Source organism: Veillonella orientalis (assembly GCF_018406505.1).
Lineage (GTDB): Bacteria > Bacillota > Negativicutes > Veillonellales > Veillonellaceae > Veillonella > Veillonella nakazawae.
Window position 1 is genome coordinate 741,034 of sequence record NZ_AP022322.1, and the last position, 23,505, is coordinate 764,538.

The 23,505-nt window shown below is 35.1% G+C and carries 27 protein-coding genes and 1 riboswitch; of the genes, 24 read left to right on the top strand and 3 right to left on the bottom strand.

What is annotated here, in order from left to right; all coding sequences use genetic code 11:
• Positions 1-12: 12 nt before the first annotated feature.
• The 21 genes from VEIS1202513_RS03365 (at position 13) to dapA (ending at position 17,068) form a co-directional block, all read left to right on the top strand.
• Positions 13-1,143, top strand: coding sequence for a pyridoxal phosphate-dependent aminotransferase (locus VEIS1202513_RS03365; RefSeq protein WP_213467830.1), 1,131 nt, complete (start codon positions 13-15; stop codon positions 1,141-1,143).
• 7 nt (positions 1,144-1,150) lie between these two features.
• A complete protein-coding gene (locus tag VEIS1202513_RS03370) occupies positions 1,151-1,789 on the top strand; it encodes a histidine phosphatase family protein (RefSeq protein WP_024066067.1) in 639 nt (212 codons plus the stop codon).
• Complete coding sequence (locus tag VEIS1202513_RS03375; protein WP_213467976.1) at positions 1,789-2,487, top strand: pseudouridine synthase; 699 nt, start codon at positions 1,789-1,791, stop codon at positions 2,485-2,487. Before VEIS1202513_RS03370 ends, VEIS1202513_RS03375 begins: the two co-directional genes overlap by 1 nt.
• A 70-nt stretch (positions 2,488-2,557) precedes the next feature.
• The gene (locus VEIS1202513_RS03380; RefSeq protein WP_156719123.1) at positions 2,558-3,631 is read left to right on the top strand and encodes a M24 family metallopeptidase; all 1,074 of its coding nucleotides are present in this window, start codon (positions 2,558-2,560) and stop codon (positions 3,629-3,631) included.
• A 15-nt stretch (positions 3,632-3,646) separates the two neighbouring features.
• Positions 3,647-4,204 carry an elongation factor P gene (gene efp / locus VEIS1202513_RS03385; RefSeq protein WP_060924599.1) on the top strand — a complete coding sequence of 186 codons (558 nt, stop codon included), beginning with the start codon at positions 3,647-3,649 and terminating at the stop codon, positions 4,202-4,204.
• 134 nt (positions 4,205-4,338) lie between these two features.
• Positions 4,339-4,719 carry an Asp23/Gls24 family envelope stress response protein gene (locus VEIS1202513_RS03390; protein ID WP_178884980.1) on the top strand — a complete coding sequence of 127 codons (381 nt, stop codon included), beginning with the start codon at positions 4,339-4,341 and terminating at the stop codon, positions 4,717-4,719.
• A 12-nt stretch (positions 4,720-4,731) separates the two neighbouring features.
• A complete protein-coding gene (locus tag VEIS1202513_RS03395) occupies positions 4,732-5,127 on the top strand; it encodes an Asp23/Gls24 family envelope stress response protein (RefSeq protein ID WP_129823021.1) in 396 nt (131 codons plus the stop codon).
• A complete protein-coding gene (gene nusB, locus VEIS1202513_RS03400) occupies positions 5,117-5,521 on the top strand; it encodes a transcription antitermination factor NusB (RefSeq protein WP_213467831.1) in 405 nt (134 codons plus the stop codon). Before VEIS1202513_RS03395 ends, nusB begins: the two co-directional genes overlap by 11 nt.
• Positions 5,521-6,474: a Kae1-like domain-containing protein gene (locus VEIS1202513_RS03405; RefSeq protein WP_213467832.1), complete on the top strand. Its 954-nt coding sequence runs from the start codon at positions 5,521-5,523 to the stop codon at positions 6,472-6,474. The genes nusB and VEIS1202513_RS03405 overlap by 1 nt, the downstream gene beginning before the upstream one ends.
• A gap of 2 nt (positions 6,475-6,476) precedes the next feature.
• Positions 6,477-7,700 (top strand): exodeoxyribonuclease VII large subunit, encoded by a 1,224-nt coding sequence (gene xseA, locus VEIS1202513_RS03410; RefSeq protein WP_213467833.1) that lies wholly within the window; start codon positions 6,477-6,479, stop codon positions 7,698-7,700.
• A complete protein-coding gene (gene xseB / locus VEIS1202513_RS03415; protein ID WP_005386632.1) occupies positions 7,675-7,881 on the top strand; it encodes an exodeoxyribonuclease VII small subunit in 207 nt (68 codons plus the stop codon). The genes xseA and xseB overlap by 26 nt, the downstream gene beginning before the upstream one ends.
• 9 nt (positions 7,882-7,890) lie before the next feature.
• Positions 7,891-8,769, top strand: coding sequence for a polyprenyl synthetase family protein (locus VEIS1202513_RS03420; protein ID WP_213467834.1), 879 nt, complete (start codon positions 7,891-7,893; stop codon positions 8,767-8,769).
• A 28-nt stretch (positions 8,770-8,797) separates the two neighbouring features.
• On the top strand, positions 8,798-9,277 hold the full coding sequence (locus VEIS1202513_RS03425; protein ID WP_119208723.1) for a divergent PAP2 family protein: 480 nt from the start codon (positions 8,798-8,800) through the stop codon (positions 9,275-9,277).
• Complete coding sequence (locus VEIS1202513_RS03430) at positions 9,274-10,077, top strand: TlyA family RNA methyltransferase (protein ID WP_213467835.1); 804 nt, start codon at positions 9,274-9,276, stop codon at positions 10,075-10,077. The genes VEIS1202513_RS03425 and VEIS1202513_RS03430 overlap by 4 nt, the downstream gene beginning before the upstream one ends.
• A 9-nt stretch (positions 10,078-10,086) precedes the next feature.
• A complete protein-coding gene (locus tag VEIS1202513_RS03435; RefSeq protein ID WP_105085621.1) occupies positions 10,087-10,971 on the top strand; it encodes an NAD(+)/NADH kinase in 885 nt (294 codons plus the stop codon).
• 27 nt (positions 10,972-10,998) lie between these two features.
• Complete coding sequence (gene mnmM, locus VEIS1202513_RS03440) at positions 10,999-11,574, top strand: tRNA 5-(aminomethyl)-2-thiouridylate-methyltransferase MnmM (RefSeq protein WP_060924590.1); 576 nt, start codon at positions 10,999-11,001, stop codon at positions 11,572-11,574.
• A gap of 320 nt (positions 11,575-11,894) precedes the next feature.
• Positions 11,895-12,350, top strand: a complete 456-nt coding sequence (gene argR, locus VEIS1202513_RS03445; RefSeq protein WP_024065706.1) for an arginine repressor — start codon at positions 11,895-11,897, stop codon at positions 12,348-12,350.
• 4 nt (positions 12,351-12,354) lie between these two features.
• A complete protein-coding gene (gene recN / locus VEIS1202513_RS03450) occupies positions 12,355-14,019 on the top strand; it encodes a DNA repair protein RecN (RefSeq protein WP_213467836.1) in 1,665 nt (554 codons plus the stop codon).
• A gap of 41 nt (positions 14,020-14,060) precedes the next feature.
• Positions 14,061-14,232: riboswitch (Lysine riboswitch) on the top strand.
• Positions 14,233-14,306: 74 nt separating this feature from the next.
• The gene (gene dapB, locus VEIS1202513_RS03455) at positions 14,307-15,104 is read left to right on the top strand and encodes a 4-hydroxy-tetrahydrodipicolinate reductase (protein ID WP_105094374.1); all 798 of its coding nucleotides are present in this window, start codon (positions 14,307-14,309) and stop codon (positions 15,102-15,104) included.
• A 23-nt stretch (positions 15,105-15,127) separates the two neighbouring features.
• Positions 15,128-16,159, top strand: coding sequence for an aspartate-semialdehyde dehydrogenase (locus tag VEIS1202513_RS03460; protein ID WP_105094375.1), 1,032 nt, complete (start codon positions 15,128-15,130; stop codon positions 16,157-16,159).
• Positions 16,160-16,180: 21 nt separating this feature from the next.
• On the top strand, positions 16,181-17,068 hold the full coding sequence (dapA, locus tag VEIS1202513_RS03465; protein ID WP_213467837.1) for a 4-hydroxy-tetrahydrodipicolinate synthase: 888 nt from the start codon (positions 16,181-16,183) through the stop codon (positions 17,066-17,068).
• Between the two features lie 91 nt (positions 17,069-17,159).
• Here the strand turns inward: dapA and lexA are convergent, their stop codons facing one another.
• Positions 17,160-17,831 carry a transcriptional repressor LexA gene (gene lexA, locus VEIS1202513_RS03470; protein WP_105094377.1) on the bottom strand — a complete coding sequence of 224 codons (672 nt, stop codon included), beginning with the start codon at positions 17,829-17,831 and terminating at the stop codon, positions 17,160-17,162.
• A 259-nt stretch (positions 17,832-18,090) separates the two neighbouring features.
• On the opposite strand from lexA, the gene VEIS1202513_RS03475 reads away from it, so the two are divergent.
• Positions 18,091-18,399, top strand: a complete 309-nt coding sequence (locus tag VEIS1202513_RS03475; protein WP_105094378.1) for a LysM peptidoglycan-binding domain-containing protein — start codon at positions 18,091-18,093, stop codon at positions 18,397-18,399.
• 122 nt (positions 18,400-18,521) lie between these two features.
• Here VEIS1202513_RS03475 and VEIS1202513_RS03480 read toward each other — a convergent pair whose 3' ends face one another.
• Positions 18,522-19,532, bottom strand: coding sequence for a site-specific integrase (locus VEIS1202513_RS03480; protein ID WP_105094379.1), 1,011 nt, complete (start codon positions 19,530-19,532; stop codon positions 18,522-18,524).
• A 106-nt stretch (positions 19,533-19,638) separates the two neighbouring features.
• On the opposite strand from VEIS1202513_RS03480, the gene VEIS1202513_RS03485 reads away from it, so the two are divergent.
• Both VEIS1202513_RS03485 and VEIS1202513_RS03490 read left to right on the top strand, forming a co-directional pair.
• On the top strand, positions 19,639-20,994 hold the full coding sequence (locus VEIS1202513_RS03485; protein ID WP_213467838.1) for a VanW family protein: 1,356 nt from the start codon (positions 19,639-19,641) through the stop codon (positions 20,992-20,994).
• A 195-nt stretch (positions 20,995-21,189) separates the two neighbouring features.
• Positions 21,190-21,807 (top strand): phosphatase PAP2 family protein, encoded by a 618-nt coding sequence (locus VEIS1202513_RS03490; protein ID WP_060924582.1) that lies wholly within the window; start codon positions 21,190-21,192, stop codon positions 21,805-21,807.
• A 189-nt stretch (positions 21,808-21,996) separates the two neighbouring features.
• Here VEIS1202513_RS03490 and VEIS1202513_RS03495 read toward each other — a convergent pair whose 3' ends face one another.
• Positions 21,997-23,289 carry a WG repeat-containing protein gene (locus VEIS1202513_RS03495; RefSeq protein ID WP_105094382.1) on the bottom strand — a complete coding sequence of 431 codons (1,293 nt, stop codon included), beginning with the start codon at positions 23,287-23,289 and terminating at the stop codon, positions 21,997-21,999.
• Positions 23,290-23,505 lie beyond the last annotated feature (216 nt).

The window sequence follows — 23,505 nt, forward strand, 5'->3', positions numbered from 1 at the left end:
AAAGAGAATTATATGTCTAAGATACATGGGGGCAATATATTTCAGTTTGCCCATGAACAACGAATTGAACCATATGAGGTGGTCGACTTTAGCGCTAATATTAATCCCCTTGGACCTAGTCAACGTGGATTAGACGCATTAAATGCACAATTGCGCTACATTTCTCATTACCCTGATGCTACCAATGATGATGTATTAAATGCTATTGCTGATACATATGGAATGGATAAACATCAAATTATAGTTGGTAATGGTGCAGCCGAGCTATTATATGCTATTTGCCGTTTACCTGGATATACAGGTGCTTTTGTACCAGCACCAGGATTTTCTGAGTATAAAGAGGCTCTTGAAGCAAGTAAGATTCCTGTACGTGATATTTTTTATCGACCTCGGGAAGATGATAATGGAAAACCTTATTTTGAGGTACCATATTTGGCATTAGAAACCTTTGCAGCTGAACTAAAAGGGCAAGATGGTCGCATCATTGTATTTTTAGGTAATCCTAATAATCCAGATGGTACATTACTTGATAAAGATCATATTCGCACTGTAGCGAGCATGTTGAAAGATGCAAATAGCTTACTTGTTATAGATGAATCATTTATCGATTTTGTTGGAAATGATCCATTACAAGATAATGAGCATTCTATGCGCTCTTTAGTAAATGAATTCGATAATATCATCGTAGTTCATTCCTTCACAAAATTCTATGCTGTACCTGGTTTACGCATTGGTGCCGCTTTTGCTAACGAAACATTAATTACTCAATTACAGCAATATATTCCTAGTTGGTCTGTAAACACATTAGCGCAAGCATATACAAAGGCGGCCTTGAATGATGTGGATTACATTAAGCGAACTAAACAAGAATTAAATGACGAAAGAGCATTTATGTACAATGCATTAGATGATATAGAAGGAATTACTGTATATCCACCTTCAGCTAATTTTATTTTGTTCCAAGTTAATCAAGAAGGAATTACAGCAAACTATATTAATGAAGAGCTAAAAAAATATAATATGATTGTGCGCAATTGTGACTCCTATGTAGGTTTAACTAATCACTGGGTACGCATTGCTATTAAAGATCATGATACTAATATTAAACTGGTGGATAAACTGACAAATATTTTGAAAGTATAGGAAGATTATGAAGACATTATATATTGTGCGTCATGGTGAAACTGATTGGAATAAAATGGGTAAATATCAAGGTATTACAGATATTCCCCTCAATGAAAACGGTTTGAATCAAGCTAAAGCATGTGGTAATGCCCTTAAAGATGTTACCTTTGACCGTATCTTATCTAGTGATTTAAGTCGTGCCTTAGTTACAGCCGAAACGATTCGAGGTGACCGCACAACATCTATCACAGTAGATAAACGATTGCGAGAGCTTAATTTTGGTGACTGGGAAGCTATGCTATTTTCAGACATTGAAGCGCGTTGGCCCGGCCTTATTGATGAGATGTATTTGCGGCCTCATCTTGTAAAAGTACCAAATGGCGAAAGCTTTAAAGATTTGCAAGATCGTGCCTGGGCAGGTCTGGAAGAATTCCTCAATGTTAATGATGAGGAAGAGACTCTTTTAATAGCATGTCATGGCGGAACAATTAGAACCTTATTATGTAAATTATTAGATATTTCTATTAGTCATTGTTGGAATTTTAGCCAAGGTAATACAGCTATTAACCGTATTTTCTATAATGGTATGGGCGAATATGATCATAATATTTTGAATTTGCTCAATGATACAGCTCATGTTGAATTACTCCAAGGACATGTATGATGCGACTCGATAAATTATTAGCTAATAAAGCTTATGGCAGTCGAAAAGAAGTTCATCAACTCTTAAAGGATCAAAGAGTTACTATTAATGGTGAAATAACAACAAAAAAAGATATCCACGTTGATATTGAATCTGATGTAATAACAGTTGATGGACAAGTGGTTAATACTAAGCAGCAGTATTATGTAAAATTTCATAAACCCAAAGGCTATGTTACAGCTGTGGAGGATGCAAATCATCCTGTTGTAATGGATTTATTGCCACCTGAATATATTAAAATGGGTGTGGTCCCTGTGGGAAGATTAGACAAGGATACAGAAGGATTACTGTTGCTTACCAATGATGGTGTTTGGGGACACTCAATCATCAATGGTAATAAACATGTATCCAAGGTTTATTACGTAGAATATGATGGTGAGTTAACAGAAGAAGGAATTCAACGTATAAAAGAGGGGATTGTACTAGGTGACGGAACCCATTGCAAGCCTGCTTTAATTGATGTTGTATCTTCTCAATCTCTGCATATTACCATTGAAGAAGGCAAATATCATCAGGTAAAACGTATGATTGGTGCTGCAGGCGGTACTGTTACATATTTAAAACGGTTAACTATAGGCCATATAGATTTAACAGGCATAGAAGAGGTTGGTTCTATACAGGACTTAACCATTGGTGATATAGAGGCTTTCAAAAAATAGCATAAAATTCTATTCAATATAGGTATTTTATGGTAAGATTAATTGTACTTTATAGACTAGGAGCATGATTATGAATGGTTTAAATCTGCTACAACAGTATATTAAAGAGCAAGAATTAACAGGCGTCATTTTGATGAGCCCTATAAATTTACATTATTTTGCTGGTTTTACTGGTACTACAGGCTTTGCTATCATTACACAAGATAAAGCCTTTATGATTACTGATTTCAGATATACTGAGCAAGCTACAAAACAATGTGAAGGTTATACAGTCATTCAATATGAATCCTCTGTTATGGATACTCTTGTAGATATATTCAATGAGCATCATATTCACGAAGGTTTATTCGGTATTGAAGGCAAGCAAATGCCGGTAGATACGTATGAAACCTTATGTGATACATTAGATGAACGCTTTAATTTTACATCTATCAATTTTGCTAAACTACGAGCAGTTAAGCGAGAAGATGAATTAGAATTATTGCGAAAAGCTGCTAAAATTGGTGACGACGCCTTTGCTGCATTATTACCACAATTAAAGGTAGGAATGACAGAAAACGAAGCGCGCATCATATTAGAAACAGAAATGTTAAAACGTGGATCAGAGGAGCCTTCCTTTGCAACCATCGTTGCTTCTGGTAACCGTTCTAGTATGCCTCATGGTGTAGCTAGTGATAAGGTCATTGAAGCAGGTGATTTTGTTACCTTCGACTTTGGCTCCGTATATAAGGGTTACCATTCCGATATGACTAGAACTATTGTAATGGGTCCTGCCTCTGAATTACAAAAAAAGCTGTATAGTATAGTTTTAGAAGCACAAAAACGCGGCGTAGCTGCTGTTCGGGCTGGTATTACTGGTAAAGAACTCGATGCAGTATGTCGTGATTATATCAAAGAACATGGATATACCAAGGAATTTAATCACGGTACTGGTCATGGCGTAGGTCTCGAGATTCACGAAGAACCAGTGGCTAATACAAAATCCGATACGGTATTTACAGAAAATATGATCATTACGGTAGAGCCCGGTATTTATATTACAGGTACTATCGGATTGAGAATAGAGGATAGTGTCATCGTCAAATCTGACGGCTATGAGGTGTTGACACATAGTCCAAAAGAGTTAATTGAAATAGGTATTTAGAAGGAGAAGAGTTAGATGATTTCCAGTAATGATTTTCGTCCAGGTGTAACCGTTGAAATCGACGGTAATGTATGGCAAGTAGTTGATTTCCAACACGTTAAACCAGGTAAAGGTGCTGCATTCGTACGTACTAAAATGAAAAATTTGCAAACTGGTTCTGTAGTAGAACGTACGTTCAATGCTGGTGAAAAAGTTCCTAAAGCACATGTTGACCGTCGTCGTATGCAATACTTATACGAATCTGATGGCGCTTATACATTCATGGATAACGAAACTTATGATCAAGTTGAACTTAACCTTGAACAACTAGGTGATGCTAAAAACTTCCTTCTTGAAAATATGGAAGTATCCATCATGTTCTTCCAAGGTATCGTAATCGGTATCGATTTACCTGTAGCTGTTGAACTTCGAGTAGTTGAAACAGACCCTGGTATCCGTGGTGATACTGCTACTGGTGGTAACAAACCAGCTGTATTGGAAACAGGCTACACTGTAAAAGTACCTCTCTTCATTGAAGTAGATGATGTACTTCGTATTGATACTCGTACAGGTCAATACATCGAACGTGCCTAATACTTATTGATATGTATTGGGGCTAGATCTTTTCATGGAATCTGATTCCCCATATATCTAACATTTGCACTGTAAGCACTTGTCGTCTATGTAATTATATATAGGGACAAGTGCTTTTTTTGAAAGAGGCCAGTATGACCAAGAAAAATACTGAACTAGAGTCGGGTAAAATTAAGATTAGTGAAGATGTATATGCTACGATTGTCACTATGGCAGCACTTGAAACAAAGGGTATACATCATATGAGCTCCACCTTTAATGATGGTGTTAATACCTTCTTTAGACGTAAATCTGATCATGAAGGTGTAAAGATATCATTTAATGATGAAGGGGCAATTTCTGTTACTTTATATGTTTGCATTCAATATGGGTACCGTATCCCTGATGTGGCCTTACGTTTACAAGAACGTATCAAAACAGCTTTAGTTTCTTATACAGAAATTGAGGTACAAACCATTGATGTAGTGGTACAAGACATTATTTTTGATGATTTAGTAACACCATCACAGCCTTAGGAGGGTATCTATATGAGTTCAGACAATCAATTAAACTATGGATTAGATATGGATACCATTGATATTGCAGATTCTGTCATCATCGATGTAGCTACTAAAACGTTAGCTACGATTCCAGGTATTCATTCTTTAAGCCCTCGCTTTTACGATGAATTAGTAGAGGGCATTACACATGCCTTTGGTCAACGTAGTTTACCGGGTATCAATGTTAAACATCGCAAAGGTTTTATTGAAATCAATATTTATATTAAAGCCTTGTATGGATACAATCTTATTGAATTATCCAAACAATTGCAGTTAGAAATCAAACAAACCTTAAAGAATATGCTTGATCTTGATCATGTTAAGGTTGATGTTCATATTGAAGGTATTGTTAAAGAAAAGGAGCCAACTCCACATGGTAATTAAGCGAAATCGACGTGAAGCACGTCAATACGCATTTCAAATGTTATATGCTAATGAATTTCATGTAGACCAAAGTGATGTTCAATTTCCAGAAGGACATATGCATAAATCTATGGATAAGGCCTATGCGAATAACATTATAAATGGTGTATTATCCGCTTCTGAAATTATAGATGCAGCATTACAGCCATTTTGTAAATCACGTAAAGTCGAAAACTTAGACAAGGTTGATCGTGCTATTTTACGTATTGCTCTATGGGAAATGACAAATGAAGATGAACCTTTAGAACCATCTATAGCTATTAATGAAGCTATTCAATTAGCTAAAGATTTTGGTTCTGATTCTTCCTACAAATTAATTAATGCAATTCTAGATGCATATAATAAGAGTAAATAATGAAACGATATTACTTAGGTATTGATACTAGTTGCTACACTACAAGTTGTGCCATTATAGATAGCGACTTTCAAATAGTTGGGGAAGCCCGCAAAATATTAGAGGTCAAACAGGGTGAGCGAGGACTACAACAATCAAATATGGTCTTTCAACATACAAAGGCATTGCCTAAGTTGATATCTGAATTGCCACAACTACCAATTAGTGGTATCGGTGTTAGTGGTTTTCCTAGACGTGAGGAAAATTCCTATATGCCAGCCTTTATGGTAGGGCTAGGGTATGGTCAATCTCTAAGTCATATGATGAATGTACCTTTACAAGTTTTTGCACATCAAGAAAATCATATTTTAGCTGCCCTTCGAGAACTAAAAACAATTCCTAAAGATCCATTTTTAGCACTTCATTTATCTGGTGGTACTACGGAGCTCGTCTACTGTCATTATAAAGGAGACGGCATATTTGAGTCTCACATTATTGGGGGCTCTAAGGATTTACAAGGCGGTCAATATGTAGATCGTATTGGTGTTGCAATGGGTTTGCCATTTCCTGCAGGTAAGCATCTAGAATCATTAGCATTACAAACTACAGAATATAAACCATTACCATCTTCTGTAAAAGAAGGCTGGATAAGCTTTGCTGGGCCATGTAGTGCGGCTATGCGACGCATTAGTGATTCCATGAATGATATAGAAAAATCTAATCTATCGCGAGCTGTATTCACCTCTATTGGAAATGCACTAGAAAAAATGATTACCTATCATTTAAAAAATAAACCTGTTAAAACATTAATTGCCGTAGGTGGTGTAATGAGCAATAGCTTACTTCGTCATCGAATGGAGCATTATTGTATGCGTAATCACATTACATTACACGTGGCACAACCACAATTTTCTGTTGATAATGCCACTGGCAATGCTTTTGGCGCTGCTTTTTTACAAAAAACTAGAGGATAATCGTGAATGTATTAACCATTACACAATTAAACAATCTTATAAAGCGCACCTTAGACCGAGAATATCTACTTAAGAATGTCTATGTTAGCGGTACTATTATTAACGCAAAGCGTCATAGTAGTGGTCATATGTATTTCTCGTTAAAAGACGAAGAATCTGCTATTGATGTTACCATGTGGTCTAGTACCGTTATGCAAAAGGGCCTTGCCAATGCCATTCAGAATGGTTTATTAGTGACTGTAAAAGCATCTGTTAATTTTTACAATAAAATGGGCCGTTTAAATCTTATTGCATCGGATATGCAAATAGGGTCTAAAAGCCCATTACAGCTCGAATTTGATGCGTTAAAACGAGAGTTAACGGCGCTAGGATACTTTGATGACAGCCACAAACAAAGTCTTCCGTACATGGCAAGTTGCATAGGTATTGTTACATCTCAATCTGGCGCTGTATTGCATGATATTTTACATGTTAGTGAGAGACGTAACCCATTAGTGCAATTTAAATTATTCTCTGTTCCTGTCCAAGGCAATACTGCAGGACCTGTTATTGCAAGAGGTATTGCTGCTGCCGATGCTGACCCAGAGGTGGATGTCATCATCGTTGGTCGTGGTGGTGGATCTATGGAGGATTTATGGTGTTTCAATGATAGAGCTGTTGTAGAGGCTATTTATACTGCTAATACACCAGTTATCTCAGCAGTAGGTCATGAAACAGATTATACTTTATGTGATTATGTAGCAGATGCTCGTGGTGCAACGCCAAGCCACGCTGCAGAAATGGCTGTACTTCCTATTACTACACTACAAGATCAATTAACAGAAAAAGAAGAATACTTACACGAGTTTATACGTTATACATTACAGCAGAAACGTACAGATTTAACATTGCTCTTTAATCGTAGATTAGGTATTCCTGCTCTACAATTTTTACATAAACAAAAAACACATTTACAAGAGCTTTCACAATCATTAACTAATGCTACAAAAGAACGATGCAATACAGAGAAACATAGTTTAGCATTATTAGCTCAACAATTAGAATCTCTTAATCCATTACAAATGATGGTAAAAGGGTTTGCAAAGGTTGAACATGATGATAAACCTATAACATCTGTTACTCAATTACATCCAAAGGATGATATACGAGTTACACTTGCTGATGGTTATGTGAATGCTACGGTAAAGGAGGCGCACAAAGATGGCCGCATCACTAAAAAGTTATGAAAAGAAATATAAAGCCTTAGAGGATATCGTGAAGCAATTAGACGATGGTGATATGACCATCTCTGAACTCTTAACTCAATATAAAAAGGGCTTAACATTAGTAAAAGAATGTGCAGAAATGCTCGATTCGGTTGAAGATGAAGTTCAACAAATTATCGAAGAAGTCCGCATCAGTGAATAAGGAGATTCTATGTTCAAAGATTATTTAGCGTCTAGCAAACAACATATTGAACAATGGTTAGGTGAGGTATTAAGTAGCCCAAATCAAGAATTTAAACCTCTTTATGAATCCATGAGTTATAGCTTAATGCAAGGCGGCAAGCGAATCCGACCAATCTTATCTAAAGCTGTATTAGAAATGCTTCATAAAAATCCTGCTGATTACAAGGAATTTCTATGCGCCATGGAGTGTATCCATACATATTCCTTAGTACATGACGATTTACCAGCTATGGATAATGATGATTATCGTAGAGGTAATTTAACAAATCATAAAGTTTATGGTGAGGGTATGGCCATTCTAGCAGGTGATGGATTATTGACATATGCGTTTCAGCTAATGACTACTAATACAACTGCTACACCTCAACAAAAAATAGAGGCCATTCAATGCGTAGCTACTGCAGCAGGCCCGGAAGGCATGGTTGGTGGTCAAGCCTTCGATATGCTCAGTGAAGATAAGCATATACCACTAGAAGAATTAAAAGTTTTACACAGTGGAAAAACAGGTGCATTATTTAATGCATCTGTAGAATTAGGTCTTATTTTAGGCAATGCAGATACGACTACTCGAAAAGCGCTTATGGAATATGCTAATTGTTTAGGATTGTTATTCCAAATTACTGATGATATTCTAGATGTAACTGGTACAATTGAAGAATTAGGAAAAACTCCTGGCAGTGATATTCGCCAACACAAATCTACCTATGTATCCTTACTAGGTTTAGAGGAGGCTAAAAACCAAGCTTCTTTAGTTGGAAAACAGGCTCATAATGCTTTAAACTCCGTTTCTTATGATACATCTATACTAGCTGCACTAATTGATTATCTTTTAGAACGTACTAATTAATTGGTACTACCTGAAGAAGGTATAAATAATGATTGATATATTACCACAAATAGCACACAACTATATAGCGCAAGCCGCATTTTGGGGTTGGTTTACTGCTCAGGCTATCAAATTTGTATGGCAACTAGTTCGACATGGCAAATTTCGTCCAGAACGGCTTGTAGGATCTGGAGGATTTCCCAGCTCTCATACATCTTTCGTAATTGCTACAACCACAGCCATATACCTAAAAAATGGAGCATCTGATCTTTTTATACTATCTCTAGTATTCTCTATTGTAGTCATGTATGATGCATCAGGCGTACGATTAGAGGCTGGGCGTCAAGCTCAAATTCTAAATCAAATTGTAGACTATTTTACAAAGAAAAATATACCTGTTGCCATCACTCGTAAAGAGGCCTTAAAAGAGTTATTAGGCCATACACCAATAGAGGTATTTGGGGGATTAATCCTCGGCATTCTTGTAGCATGTATTCAATTTTATTATATTTATAATGGTGTCATATGAGTAGTAAAGAACGTTTAGACATACTCCTTGTTAATCGAGGACTTTTTGAAAGTAGAGAAAAGGCAAAAGCGGCAATCATGGCTGGCCAAATCTTTATGGATACTACGCGTATTGATAAAGCAGGTACAAAAATTCCTGTAGATGCCAATATTGTAGTAAAGGGCAATACGTTGCCTTATGTTAGTCGCGGTGGATTAAAGTTAGAAAAAGCCATTCAAACGTATCCTATCAACTTACAGGATGCTGTTATGGTTGATATAGGTGCTAGCACAGGTGGTTTTACAGATTGCGCCCTACAAAATGGTGCATCTAAAGTCTTTGCCATTGATGTAGGCTATAATCAATTGGCTTGGAAATTGCGTCAAGATCCGCGTGTGATTAATATGGAAAAGCAAAATATCCGTACTGTTACACCCGAGCAACTTGGTGAACTTGTGGACTTTATTTCTATTGATGTAGCATTTATTTCTTTGGACAAGGTTCTGCCAGTTGCGACTACCTTATTAAAGGATACAGGAGCTCTTGTTGCTTTGATTAAGCCTCAATTTGAGGCGGGTAAAGAGAATGTAGGTAAAGGCGGTATAGTGCGAGATCCTGAAATCCATAAAGAAGTTTTACATCGTATCTTACACGTTGCTCATGATTGTGGATTATATATTCACGGCTTAACGTTCTCACCAATTAAAGGCATGGAAGGTAATATTGAGTTTTTAGGTTATTTTAAAAAGTACAAAGAAGGGGCTTTAGCTATTGATGATGCATTAATTGATACAGTAGTTGCAGAAGCCCATTCATTATAGGAGATTACTATGCGTATCGGATTCTTCCCAAACATGGGGAAAAGCAATATTATGGCAGTTTTAAAAATGGCTGCACATATTTGTAAAGATGAAGGTATCGAAGTATTTTTGCCAGATGATCTCGAATCAGATGCACCTGCACGAGTACTTAAGATTCCTGAAACTCACATTTTAAGTCGTCCAGAAATCTTTAAACAAATTGATATTGCCTTTAGTTTTGGTGGTGATGGTACCATCATCCATTTGGCAAGACAAATTTACCCATATAATGTACCTGTTTGTGGTATTAACCTTGGTGAACTCGGCTTTTTAAACCAAATTGAAGTTCATCAAATGCAAAGTCATATTAAACGTATTGCAAATGGTGATTATAATATAGAAAAACGTGGACATTTATATGCATATATTGACCGAAATAATGGTAATGAAGAAGAATTAGTACCTATAATTAATGAAATCGTTATTACCCGTGCTGAACCAGCAAAAATGGCACGTATTAACATGTCTATCAATAATCAACATACACAAATGTATCCTTCAGATGGCTTGATTATTTCCTCTGCAACTGGGTCTACGGGATATAATCTATCTGCAGGTGGTCCTATTATGAAGCCTGATAATAGATCCATTATTGTTACACCTGTAGCGCCACATCTGATTCAAGGTGTTTCACTTGTATTAGAAGAGCATGATACAATTCAAATCACGATGCCAGAACGTGAACCACAATTACATATCTGTATAGACGGTACATTTGACTATACGTTTACCAATAAAGAAACACTACATATAAGCTCTAATCCTGTATATTGTTTATTCGTACGTTTTAAAGATCAATGTTTCTTCGGTACATTATTTAAAAAACTAGCATCTCGTCGTGACGAGTTGTTGTAATACTAAAATCTCAAGTGGGGTGATTTTGTGATTAACATTAACAATGCTGTTCAGTTTCAACATTTAATCTGGGATCGAGTAATGAAACACGCTAATATAGTAGTAGATGCAACATGTGGTAATGGCCATGATTTACTATATTTGGCAGAACGAGCAAAAAAGGGCTGTCATTTATATGGCATCGATATTCAAATGAAAGCGATTAATAGCAGCCAAGAGTTATTGCAGTCAAATGATATAGCACAAGATGTAAGTCTAACATTTATTCATGACTCCCATGATCGTGCATTAGCTAATCAATTAAAAGATGAAGTTATTGATTTAATGATCTTTAACCTAGGCTATTTACCAGGTGGTGATCATCAAGTTATAACTAAACCGCATCAAACTATTGATGCCATAAATGAAGGCTTAGAAAAATTATCGAAGTCTGGAGTTATCACAATTGTTGCTTACCCTGGAACAACAGAAGGGTTTGAAGAAATGCAGATGCTTAAATCGTATTTATCAGATTTAGAACAAAAATTGTATAATGTATGTCATTGGCATCCAATGAATCAAATCAATAATCCACCTGAGTTATTCATATTGCAAAAACGATAAAACGAAATATATCTTTATTCATTATGAATAAAAGTCATAAGAAATATGTAAAAGCCCCTTTATAGGGGCTTTTATTTATACATGTATAATCTTCTAATTTTAAATTATTAATTTCATATAAATAGATGAAGCCTATAGGATATGTGTTTATACGCTATCAGTATATAGAAAATTAACAATATTTTAAATATTAATATAATATGCATAACTAGTATGAGACATGCAATTTATACCATATATTAATTATGAATATATGGTATAATAATAGCAGAAAGATACTATTCTCTTTTATGTGCAAGGTTTAAAAAAGGGAGTTCAAAATGAAACGCTATCGCTATAACAAAATCAAAGAAATCGTGCAGTCCAAGGCGATTGAAACTCAGGAGGAATTAGCAGCGGCCTTATTAGAAGAAGGTATTGAAGTAACGCAAGCTACAGTTTCTCGTGATATTAAGGAATTGATGTTAATCAAAATTCCTACAGGCGATGGACACTATCGATATGCATTATCTCCAGAAGAAAATGTAGTTCTATCTCGTAGTCGAATCAATCGATTATTCCAAGATTCTCTAATTAAGGTAGATCACAGCTTAAATCAAGTTGTATTACATACAATTCCTGGTTCAGCTCAATCCGTAGCATTTTCCATTGACCATGCAAAATGGTCTGAAATTATTGGTACATTAGCTGGTGATGATACAATTTTGTTAATTGCAAAATCTGAAGCTGAAGTTCCAGCGATTTTAGCTAAAATTCAAGATTTAATGAAGGACTAAATAGATGTTAACGCAAATGAGCATTCGCAACTTTGCGTTGATTGAGCAAATGAATATTTCATTTAATGATGGCATAACTATCTTTACCGGCGAAACTGGGGCAGGGAAATCCATATTAATGGATGCCTTTAGTATCCTTTTGGGAGAACGCGCAAGCAGCGAGTTCATTCGTCACGGTAAAGATAGTTTTGTTATAGATGGAATATTTGATATTGCCGATCACCAAAGTATACAAGAGCTATTAGAATCTAAAAATATTATGGTTGAAGAAGGGGAATTAATTCTCTCCCGTTCATTTAATCGCAATGGTAAATCTACTATCTTAGCTAATGATCAACCTATACCATTAAAAGCATTAAAAGAAATTGGTCAACATTTAGCAGATATTCATGGTCAATATAGCAATCAACGATTGTTAGATGCAGATACTCATCATGAATATTTGGATACGTATAATAAAGAAGGGCAAGTAGCTTATAAGGCCTATTTAGATGCTTATAAAGTATATAAGCAAGCTAAACAAGATGTGGATCACTTACAAGAAAATATGTCTGAACGAGCACGTGAGCTCGATATGCTACGATATCAAATTGATGAAATTGAAGAAGCCGGTCTCACTATGGGTGAAGATGTCTCTATTGCAGAAGAATTAAAACGTCTTGATAGCTTTGAGCATATTGATAAGGTATTAGGTTCTTGTTATGACGCCTTCTATAATGGACGCCAACCATTACTAGACACTATTAACTCTATCAAGGTAGAGGTTAATGATCTTGTAAAGTATGATAGTGAATTAAAGGAAGTATCTGAAATGGTTGACTCTGCTTATTTTCAATTAGAGGAAGCAGCCCAATCATTAGATCGCTACAGAGATACTATCAGCTATGATGAAGAGCGCTATAAGTATTGCCAAGATAGAGATACAACTATTTACGGCTTAAAGAAAAAATATGGTGAAACTGTAGAAGAAATTTTAGCATACGAAGAAAAGGCACAAGCTCGTTTAGAGGAGCTTGAAGGCCTCGTATTTGCTCAAGATGAATTAGAGGCTCGTTTAGATAAAGCTCAAAAAGTCGCAGAAGAGGCTTTAACGGTTTTACATGACATTCGTCAAAAAAATGCAAAAACTATAGCTAGTGCATTACATCAAGAATTAGTAGATTTAGGAATGCCAAAAGGTGATATTCAGTTCCATATAGAGGATGGCGAAGGATTATCTCCTTTAGCTGCTAAATCAATTGAACTACTATTTTCTGCCAATAAAGGGGAGCAATTATTACCGCTTCACAAGGTAGCCTCTGGTGGTGAATTAGCTCGTATTGCGCTAGCCTTCAAATCTGTATTCCGTACTGACACTTTCAAAACAATGGTATTTGATGAAATCGATGTAGGTATCAGTGGAGATATAGCGTTAAAAGTAGCTGAAAAGATTCTACATCTATCTAAAACTAATCAAGTATTCTGTATCACTCATTTACCTCAAACTGCGAGTATTGCTAAGCAACATTATCACTTGTCTAAAATGGAACAAGATGACCGTACAGTTTCAACATTATCTGTACTTAATGAGGATGAACGTGTTACGCAAATCGCTTCCATGATGTCTGGTCGAGGTATGTCCTCAACAGCATTAGCAGCGGCAAAAGAACTAATTGCCCATTTTAATTGACTAAAATCGCATAATTACTTATACTAATAGTATTAAGTGAATATGTTGATAGAGGTGCGAGTATAAATAGTAATCATGAGGAGTAGGCATGCATTGATCCATGATAAAAGGGATGCTTGCCGAAGTTCGGTGATTGCGACTCATCGTTCTGGTTGTCTATTTAATAAATGGACGACTGTCATCAATTTGAATTGGTGGAGTGCTATCATTGAGCTTTTAGTAACAGTTATAAGCTATATAAACTATAAGGCCAGTGGATGCATCCACTGGCTTTTTTGGAGGTATATATGATTCGAGTAATGGTAAATGGCGCTGGCGGTAAAATGGGCCGCGAAGTAGTCAAAGCAGTACATAATGATCCTGAGTTAACATTAGTAGGCGGTATCGATCCTACTAAGGCAGGTCAAGATGTAGGCTCCGTAGCAGGCATCGAACAATTAGGAATTACAATGAATGCCTCCATCGATGAGGTTCTAGATACTAATAAACCTGATGTAATTGTAGACTTTACAAATCCTGCTGTTATTTATGAAAATGCTAAAAAAATGTTATCTGCAGGTATTCATGTAGTTATTGGTACTACAGGTTTAACTGCGGAACAACGTGACGAATTAGATGCTATTGGTCGCCAAAATAATGCAAACTGCCTTGTAGCACCTAATTTCTCTCTTGGTGCAGTTATGATGATGAAGGTTTCTGCAGAATTGGCACCATATTTCCCTAATGTAGAGATTATTGAACTACATCATAACCATAAATACGATGCCCCATCTGGTACATCTATTTTAACAGCTAAATTAATTAACGAAGCTAAACAAGCGGCGAATGCAACGCCTGATGAGGATTTGACTCGTGAAAGTTTACCAGGTGCTCGTGGCGCTAAGGTTGATGACGTAACAATCCACAGCGTTCGTTTACCTGGTTACGTAGCTCACCAGGAAGTACTATTTGGTGGCTATGATGAAACGTTAACAATTCGTCACGATAGTTTAAGCCGACTTTCCTTTATGCCAGGTGTAGTATTAGCATGTAAAAAAATTAGTGCTAAAACTGGTTTAACTTACGGCTTAGAGCATTATTTATAATATTAGAGCAAGGAGATATAGTAATGAAAAAACCTAATGTTGCAATTCTTGGTGCTACTGGTGCAGTAGGTGCTGAATTTATTACACTTATTGAAGAGCGTAATTTCCCATATGAAAATTTAAAATTGTTGGCATCTGCTCGTTCTGCAGGTACTGAACTTACAGTGAATGGAAAAACATATGTAGTAGAAGAAGCAAAGCCAGAATCCTTTGAAAATATTGATATCGCGTTATTTGCAGGTGGTTCTATTTCTAAAACATTAGCACCAGAAGCTGCTAAACGTGGTGCAATTGTTATCGATAACTCTAGTGCATTCCGTATGGATCCTGAGGTACCTCTTGTTGTACCAGAAGTAAATCCAGAAGATATCTTAAAACATAAAGGTATTATTGCTAACCCAAATTGCTCTACTATTATTATGAGCTTAGGTTTAAAACCACTACATGATATTTCTCCAATTAAACGCATCGTTGTAAGTACATATCAAGCAGTATCAGGTGCTGGTAAAGAAGGTATTGAAGAACTTGAAAACCAAGTAAAACAATATACTGCTGGCGAAGAAATGACTGCAAACTTATTGCCAACAGGATCTGCCCCTAAACATTATCCTGTAGCATTTAACTTATTGCCACAAATTGATGTGTTCTTGGACAATGATTACACAAAAGAAGAAATGAAAATGGTCAATGAAACACAAAAAATTCTTCATGACGACACAATTCAAGTAGTACCAACTACTGTACGTGTTCCAGTGTATCGTTCCCACTCTGAATCTGTTTTAGTAGAAACAGCTGAACCAGTTTCTGTAGAAGCTTTCAGAGCAGCATGTGAAAAATTCCCAGGTTTACAAGTAAAAGATAATCCTGCAGAACAAATTTATCCTATGCCATTATATACGTCTAATCAAAACGACTGTGAAATCGGCCGTATTCGTAAAGACTTATATAACGACAAAGGTATGAATTTCTGGATTGTAGGGGACCAAATTCGTAAAGGTGCAGCACTTAATGCGTTGCAAATTGCTGAGTACTTGGTAGAAAAACAAGCATTTTAATCTATCAAGGGGAGGACAGATATGAAAACCTTTGGTCGAGTATTAACGGCTATGATTACATCATTTAATAATGATGGATCCCTTAACATAGAAAATAGTGTAGCTATTGCTCATCATTTATTAGATAATGGATCTGATGGACTCGTTGTATGCGGTACAACAGGGGAAAATCCATCCATGTCAAAAGAGGATAAATTAGCATTATTTACAGCTATTGCTAAAGAATGTGGTCATAAAGGTTCCATTATTGCTAATGTAGGTTCAAATGACACAAAAGCTTCTGTAGACTTTGTAAAAGAAGTATCTAAAATTGATGGAATCGATGGTTTATTAGTTGTAGTACCTTACTACAATAAACCTAATCAACAAGGTCAATACTTACACTTTAAAACTATTGCAGAGGCTACTACACTGCCAATCATGGTATATAATGTACCAAGCCGTGTAGGAACAGGCATTTTCCCAACAACACTAGCACAATTACATAGTGAGTATCCACATGTATGCGCGATTAAAGAGGCCAGTGGCAATCTTATGATTTCATCTGAAATTAAACGCTTAATGCCTGAGGATGACTTCATGGTATATAGTGGAGATGATGGTCTTACATTGCCAATGCTATCTGTAGGAGCATGCGGTGTTGTATCCGTAGTTTCTCATATAGCGGGCAAAGATATGAATGCTATGATTCAAGCTTATGAATCTGGTCATAATCACGAAGCGCTTCGTATTCATCAAAGCTTAGCGGATATCATAAAAGCTATGTTTATTACTACAAATCCTATTCCTGTTAAATATGCAGTCCGTAAAATAGGTTTACCTGCTGGTGTATTTAATTTGCCAATGTGTGACCCTAGTGCCGAAGAAGCAGCATATATTGATAAAGCTTTAGCAGAATATGTAAAATAAAATAAAAGCAGGAGCTATTTAATATAGCTTCTGTTTTTTTTACAAGTCTTAAGTATAATAAAAAACCGGCAACCCAAGTTGCCGGTTTTTTCTATATTCTGTCTCGTACAAGACCAATGACAAGACCTTCAATATGACAGTCATCTACAATGATTGGATCGAAATTATCATTTTCTGGTTGCAAACGAATGTGACCATTTTCTTTATAGAAACGTTTTACTGTAGCTTCGTCATCGATACGTGCTACAACAACATCACCATTATCAGCCGTATTTTGATGGCGTACGATGAGCATATCACCTTCATACATACCAATATTCATCATGGATTCGCCTTGAACGCGTAGTAAGAAGCAGTCAGAATCACCAGTTAATTGAACAGGTAATGTAAGAGTAGACTCTAAATTTTCTACCGCTGTAATAGGCATACCTGCTTGTACAGTACCAATAAGAGGAACTTGTTTTAAACCAGACCCTAAGAACTCAAAATTATCAGAACTAGATGTTTCATTACCATCTACAGAAATAGAAGGTTTTGTATCCTCTAGTACTGTAATAGCGCGATTTTTATTAGGATCCCGTTTAATATAACCAAACTTTTCAAGAGCATTCAAATGAGATTGCACAGTAGAAGTAGAACTAAGGCCTACATGGGTACAGATTTCACGAACAGTAGGACAACGATATTCATTATGCAAAGAGTCCTTAATAAAATCTAATATACGGCGCTGTTTAGTATTAATATCTGTAGCAGGGCGTCTCACGATGAACCTCCATAGTCAATAGTCAATGTAATGTCAAAATAATATAGATATATATGCGGAAAAATTTACTCATTTCGTACTATATAATAAAAACATAAGATAATTACTTATCTTATATACCTATTATAGGCAATTTTAAAAGTTTTTGCAAACATTTGTTCTAAAACACTTGACCGAACATTCGTTCGTGTGCTAATATAAGCATGTAAACAAACAAATGTTCTCAGATATTATGTTCGATGTAAATGTGAGGTATGAGATGAAAAATATATTGATGATGGTAGGAATGTGCTTAACAATCTTGTTCGGCTATAATATGACAAATCCTGTAACAGCTACAAACACACATGCTGTCCGTGAAGTAAAGGTACAAGCAGGTGATACGATGTGGGATATTGCAGCTCGCACAGCTCATAAAGATATGGATGTTCGTGAAATGGTATATGCCATGAAAGAACTCAACAACATCAGTGATTCTGGTACACTTGTACCTGGTACAGTATTAAAGGTACCAGCACATAATTCTGATAGTCCAGTTAGAGCTTTGGACTATGTGGCTCAAAACTAAATATATATGGGTATAACCCACACGAAAAAGCAGCTACTCCATAGAGATAGCTGCTTTTTGTTATCTAATATATGTTATTATACAATTTATTGATATTATCTTAATCAACTGATTTATAATTATCATCTAAATCGTTTTTCAAAAATTGTAGAAATAGGATTATCTACAAACTTGTTCGCTTCATTAATATAACGACGAACCATGTTAACACTATGATGACGTGTTTGTCTCATAATATTACGTTCTTCAACACCATAAGCTGCGGCAGTTGTTGCAAAGCCATGCCGTAAACTATGAGCACCATACATAGTTGGATCAAGACCAATGAGAGAAATATATTTCTTTACAATTTCTGCAATCATTTTATCGGATATGGCTCTTTTACGAAGTGACATATTTTTAGTAAAACCTCTAAATACAGGCCCTTCAGTAATACCAGCGGCACGTAACCATTGCTGTAGGGCACGTACTGCGTCTAACGGAGAACCGGATAGTTGAGGGATAGCTACTACAGCACCTTGACCTTCTTGGTCTGCTTTTGAGGATGGTACAAAGATTTCAACACCTTGTGGAGAAAACTGTAGATGTTCTACTGTAATAGCTGCAATTTCACTACGACGAAATGCACCCATAAAACCAATTAAAAGAATGGCCTTATCTCGTAATAACTGTAATTCAGGTACATCTAGTTTAGTCATACAATCTAGAATATCTTCAATATCCTCTAATAGTACTGGTGTTTTACCTTGTTGAAATGTACCTTTTAACCGTCTAATCCCGCGTAACGCTTGTTTTACGATTGGTGCCATACATGGATTATCCCGATGTCCAGAAGCATTATAATTCTCTGAAATAGCGCTAATACGACGAGAGATTGTATTTGCCTTAGCATAATCAGCAAGATCATTAATATAGTTTACTATGGTTTCTGGTGTAGCTGGAAAGTAAGGTACCTTTTGATATGTACACCAATCTACGAAATCATCCCAATCCGATTCGTAAGCATCCACAGTATTCTCAGCCTTAGATAACAATATACTTTGTTTAGCTTTCATAGACAACTTGGTACTATTCATAAGCGCATCATTATTACGCAAATAGAAATGTTTTTGTTGTTCCTTAGATTCTGACATAATTCACCCTTACCCCTAAAATTATCAATCTAATTGTACCATAGATTAGACCGTAATATGCTATAATTAGAGAATATGATAACTAATTCGGGAGAATTTATAAATAATGACAAAGAAATATATTTTAGTAGGAACTATGCTTGTTCTCTTAGGGACTAGCGGCTGTTCATACATTCCAACAGAAAATATTTCTTATGGTGTATACTACAATGATACTGATTTATCTAATACACCTAAGAATGAATTACAGGCTCGCTTACAAGAGTTAAATAGTAAAATCCCTCAAACTATATCTATTGATATGGGCAATAATAAAAAACAACAAGCTACTTATCATGATTTAGGTATTCAAGTAGATACAGAGGCTGTAGTAAAAGCTATTTCTACATATGGATATGAAGATGATATGTGGACACTACTTTCAAATCGATTTAAGGCCTTATTCTACGGTCATCATTTTAAGCCACAATATAAGCTTGATGAGGTAAAAGGTAAAACCTATCTAAGTGAATTGGCTAAAACAATTGATATGCCAGGACATGATGCATACCTTACCCTTGAAAATGGACAAGTTGTATTCCACCCTGCAAAGGAAGGTAAGCGTATCGATATTGATGCTACCCTTAAGAAATTAAAAGATGATTTACAGGCCGGTGATAGTATTAACTCCTTATCTATGGTATTTACTACACAAAATACTGTAAAAGTAAGTGATGCCGATTTAAAACCATTGAATACTGTATTAGCTTCTTACACTACAGAGTATGATCCTAGTAATGAAAGCAGAACCCATAATATCCAATTAGCATCTGATAAAATAAACGGTACCCTAATTAAACCTGGTGCACAATTCTCCTTTAACGATGTTGTAGGTGAACGTACTGCAGAGGCTGGCTATGATGATGCACCTGTTATGATTGATGGCAAATTAGTTCCAGGTATTGGCGGTGGTATTTGCCAAGTAAGTTCTACCATATTTAATACAGCTTTACTATCTGGTATGAATATTATAGAACGTACACCTCACTTTGAACCTGTTGGATATATTCAAGCTGGTCGTGATGCCACTGTAGCATGGGGCTATTTAGACTTTAAGTTTAGAAATCCTTACCAACAATCTATTTATATCCTTAGTGTTATGAACAACGGAACGTTAACGATCTACATTATAGGTACGGCTCAAGATAAGCCTAAAAATGTTTCTATTTCTGTAGGAGACTATGGCGAAATTCCTAACAAAACTATCACTAGGGTAGATCCTTCATTAAAAGAAAAAGAAGTGCAGGAGGGGCATGTAGGTTTAACAATGAATACGTATAGAACCATTACCTATGGTAACTGGGTAACGCAAACAGATTCCTTTGAGTCCGTATATGATCCAGTAGATACGATTATTACAATGCCTGCAACACCTGCAGCACCACCAAATCCACCGAAAAAACCGGACAAAAAGAAATCATAATTAAAGATTTTATTAAATATAGCCTAAACTATTGACCATGATGTATAAATAGTTTAGGCTATTATTTGGATGTAATTGAGAAAGCGATATATACATAGTATAAAGTATATAAGAATCCAATAAAGAATATTGAGGATATAATCTACATTCATCCATTCTCATTAATTATCATTTAATAAAATAGAAGAGGAAGCTATGGACACAATCTTACAATTTGATCACTCTTTAATCTTCTATGTACATGATCACCTTGTATATAGTTTTTTAACACCTATTATGGCATTTATTTCAAAAATTACTGGCAGCGGTGCCTTATGGATTGTAATTGCCTTGTTATTGATGTTACAGAAAAAATATCGTGTATTAGGCGTAGCTATAATAATTGCATTAGGATTTGTATTTATCATCGGTGACCAAGGTTTAAAACCACATGTAGCTAGATTAAGACCATTTGTAGATTTTCCCAATGTAACAGTTCCATTAGAGTCTGCATTACCAAAAGCAAGTAGTTATTCATTCCCGTCAGGCCATAGTTTTGGTTCATTTGCATCAGCCATGACCATTTACCTAGGCTTGAGCCAAATAGCGCCTCAGAAGCGATATTTGGGAATTATAGCATTACTTGGGTCATTAGTAGTAGCATTTTCTAGAGTATATCTATTTGTACATTATCCAACAGATGTATTAACAGGGTTAGTATTGGGAATTATCGTCGGCTTCATTGCATGGAAGCTTGCAAGAATTGGTTGGAACTGGTGGACTAATCGCCATAATGATGTAGAATACGAACCATATACATTTAAACGTAAATAAGCTTAAATAGCTAAAAAACTAGATAACATAAGAGATTGGGCCATTTAGGCCCAATTTTCTTAATATAATTACTTCCGATAATATATCGTTATCGGAAGTAATATAAAAAACAAAAGAAAAACTAGCTTATATTGCTATAAGCTAGTTTATGTAGATTAAATCAAATAATAAGTTAAAACTAATTATTTATCATAACGAGTCTATTCTTTTTATATATTTAGCGAGCTCAGGCTCATTGATAGTCACTTTATCAAATTTAGGTTCAATGATTATACGGCCCTTATAATCCATTAAACCATATTTACCATCAGACTTATAAACAAATAAATCTTTATAAAATGACGTTATGTCATCATCAAAATATGGCAATTTGAATAGTTTATAACCTAAATTAGTATCAATCACATATTTTGTTTTATCATAGGTTGCTGTAGTAACTTTATTTAATACATAAATAGGCTTAGTTGTATCTATACTATCATATACTTTATCAAATAAAACACCATATTCAGCATTAAATATATGACTCCCATTAGAATCCTTTAATACAAAACTACGATCACTTAATTGTTCATAAGAATCATAGTTCATGTGTACAACAATTTGATTTAAGGAGTTAATAATACCATACTTATTATTTTCATTAGATACAACAAAATAATTAAACTCATTACCTAAATGTTGTATAGATTTATAATTTGCAGGAATTACTATTTCATTCTCACCTATTCTCATTCCATACAAAGTATTACCTTTTTTATCTACTTGACTAAATAATTCATAGGTATCTGATGGTTTTCTACTATATAGACGTTCTTCTGAATATCCAGCTGTTCCCGCTCCATTTCCAATAAGTTCTTTATAGTCATCAGTATTAATAAGATGATTTGCTTCATTTTCGGTTAAAACAACTCCATCTTCTGTAACATATTTAGTATAACCATCAAAGGTATGGATTATAAATAGCAGTTTTTGATCTTTCTTAGATTCTAAGAAGTCAATATTCTTCCAACTATCTTTTATAGGATTAGTAAGAATTTGATTACCATTATTTTGGTTATACAAATACCAATAATCTCCTTTTCGTCCTAATATTAAATTTTTATTTACACTACTATATTGATTTACTACATCATTAATAGCATAGGTTCCATTTGAATTAACTAATTTAAATCCATCACCGGTTAATGCTTTTGCATAGTCATAAGAAAATGCATATTCATAGCCTGCAGGAAAATATGCTAATTCAACTAAATTTACATATCGCTTTTGACCATTTTCATAAAAGGATCCATATACGTAGTTATTGTTATATCCATCCATATACTCTACATGCAAATTATTATAAGGACCAAGTATCCAACTCCCATTTTCATCGACGATAGTATTACCAGCTGTGGATTCTAATGTAATATATTCTTTTGCAGATGTTATATTACATGCAGCCAATGCTATAGCTAATCCTAATATAAATTTTTTCATATATCTCTCCATAATATTACACAACACAATAATAATTAATTTCATAATAGCATATTCAACTCTTTTAATTAAATAATTCCTTTATATACGCTTACAAATTATAACTATCTAATAAAAACTTACTATTTTCCAAAATTATATATTGAAATTTTTAGAATTAAGTTGTAAAATAAGCATATAAATTATGTAATTTACTCATATTAACTCTCATGGAGG

Excerpts from the sequence above, each read along its gene's own strand:
- VEIS1202513_RS03375 (WP_213467976.1), top strand. The coding sequence starts at position 1,789 with ATGCGACTCGATAAATTATTAGCTAATAAAGCTTATGGCAGTCGAAAA.
- VEIS1202513_RS03370 (WP_024066067.1), top strand. The coding sequence starts at position 1,151 with ATGAAGACATTATATATTGTGCGTCATGGTGAAACTGATTGGAATAAA.
- VEIS1202513_RS03395 (WP_129823021.1), top strand. The coding sequence starts at position 4,732 with ATGAGTTCAGACAATCAATTAAACTATGGATTAGATATGGATACCATT.
- VEIS1202513_RS03495 (WP_105094382.1), bottom strand. The coding sequence starts at position 23,289 with ATGAAAAAATTTATATTAGGATTAGCTATAGCATTGGCTGCATGTAAT.
- VEIS1202513_RS03390 (WP_178884980.1), top strand. The coding sequence starts at position 4,339 with ATGACCAAGAAAAATACTGAACTAGAGTCGGGTAAAATTAAGATTAGT.
- VEIS1202513_RS03405 (WP_213467832.1), top strand. The coding sequence starts at position 5,521 with ATGAAACGATATTACTTAGGTATTGATACTAGTTGCTACACTACAAGT.
- dapB (WP_105094374.1), top strand. The coding sequence starts at position 14,307 with ATGATTCGAGTAATGGTAAATGGCGCTGGCGGTAAAATGGGCCGCGAA.
- argR (WP_024065706.1), top strand. The coding sequence starts at position 11,895 with ATGAAACGCTATCGCTATAACAAAATCAAAGAAATCGTGCAGTCCAAG.
- VEIS1202513_RS03365 (WP_213467830.1), top strand. The coding sequence starts at position 13 with ATGTCTAAGATACATGGGGGCAATATATTTCAGTTTGCCCATGAACAA.
- efp (WP_060924599.1), top strand. The coding sequence starts at position 3,647 with ATGATTTCCAGTAATGATTTTCGTCCAGGTGTAACCGTTGAAATCGAC.
- VEIS1202513_RS03425 (WP_119208723.1), top strand. The coding sequence starts at position 8,798 with ATGATTGATATATTACCACAAATAGCACACAACTATATAGCGCAAGCC.
- recN (WP_213467836.1), top strand. The coding sequence starts at position 12,355 with ATGTTAACGCAAATGAGCATTCGCAACTTTGCGTTGATTGAGCAAATG.
- VEIS1202513_RS03475 (WP_105094378.1), top strand. The coding sequence starts at position 18,091 with ATGAAAAATATATTGATGATGGTAGGAATGTGCTTAACAATCTTGTTC.
- VEIS1202513_RS03380 (WP_156719123.1), top strand. The coding sequence starts at position 2,558 with ATGAATGGTTTAAATCTGCTACAACAGTATATTAAAGAGCAAGAATTA.
- VEIS1202513_RS03490 (WP_060924582.1), top strand. The coding sequence starts at position 21,190 with ATGGACACAATCTTACAATTTGATCACTCTTTAATCTTCTATGTACAT.
- VEIS1202513_RS03420 (WP_213467834.1), top strand. The coding sequence starts at position 7,891 with ATGTTCAAAGATTATTTAGCGTCTAGCAAACAACATATTGAACAATGG.
- dapA (WP_213467837.1), top strand. The coding sequence starts at position 16,181 with ATGAAAACCTTTGGTCGAGTATTAACGGCTATGATTACATCATTTAAT.
- xseB (WP_005386632.1), top strand. The coding sequence starts at position 7,675 with ATGGCCGCATCACTAAAAAGTTATGAAAAGAAATATAAAGCCTTAGAG.
- VEIS1202513_RS03460 (WP_105094375.1), top strand. The coding sequence starts at position 15,128 with ATGAAAAAACCTAATGTTGCAATTCTTGGTGCTACTGGTGCAGTAGGT.
- VEIS1202513_RS03480 (WP_105094379.1), bottom strand. The coding sequence starts at position 19,532 with ATGTCAGAATCTAAGGAACAACAAAAACATTTCTATTTGCGTAATAAT.
- VEIS1202513_RS03430 (WP_213467835.1), top strand. The coding sequence starts at position 9,274 with ATGAGTAGTAAAGAACGTTTAGACATACTCCTTGTTAATCGAGGACTT.
- VEIS1202513_RS03485 (WP_213467838.1), top strand. The coding sequence starts at position 19,639 with ATGACAAAGAAATATATTTTAGTAGGAACTATGCTTGTTCTCTTAGGG.
- nusB (WP_213467831.1), top strand. The coding sequence starts at position 5,117 with ATGGTAATTAAGCGAAATCGACGTGAAGCACGTCAATACGCATTTCAA.
- VEIS1202513_RS03435 (WP_105085621.1), top strand. The coding sequence starts at position 10,087 with ATGCGTATCGGATTCTTCCCAAACATGGGGAAAAGCAATATTATGGCA.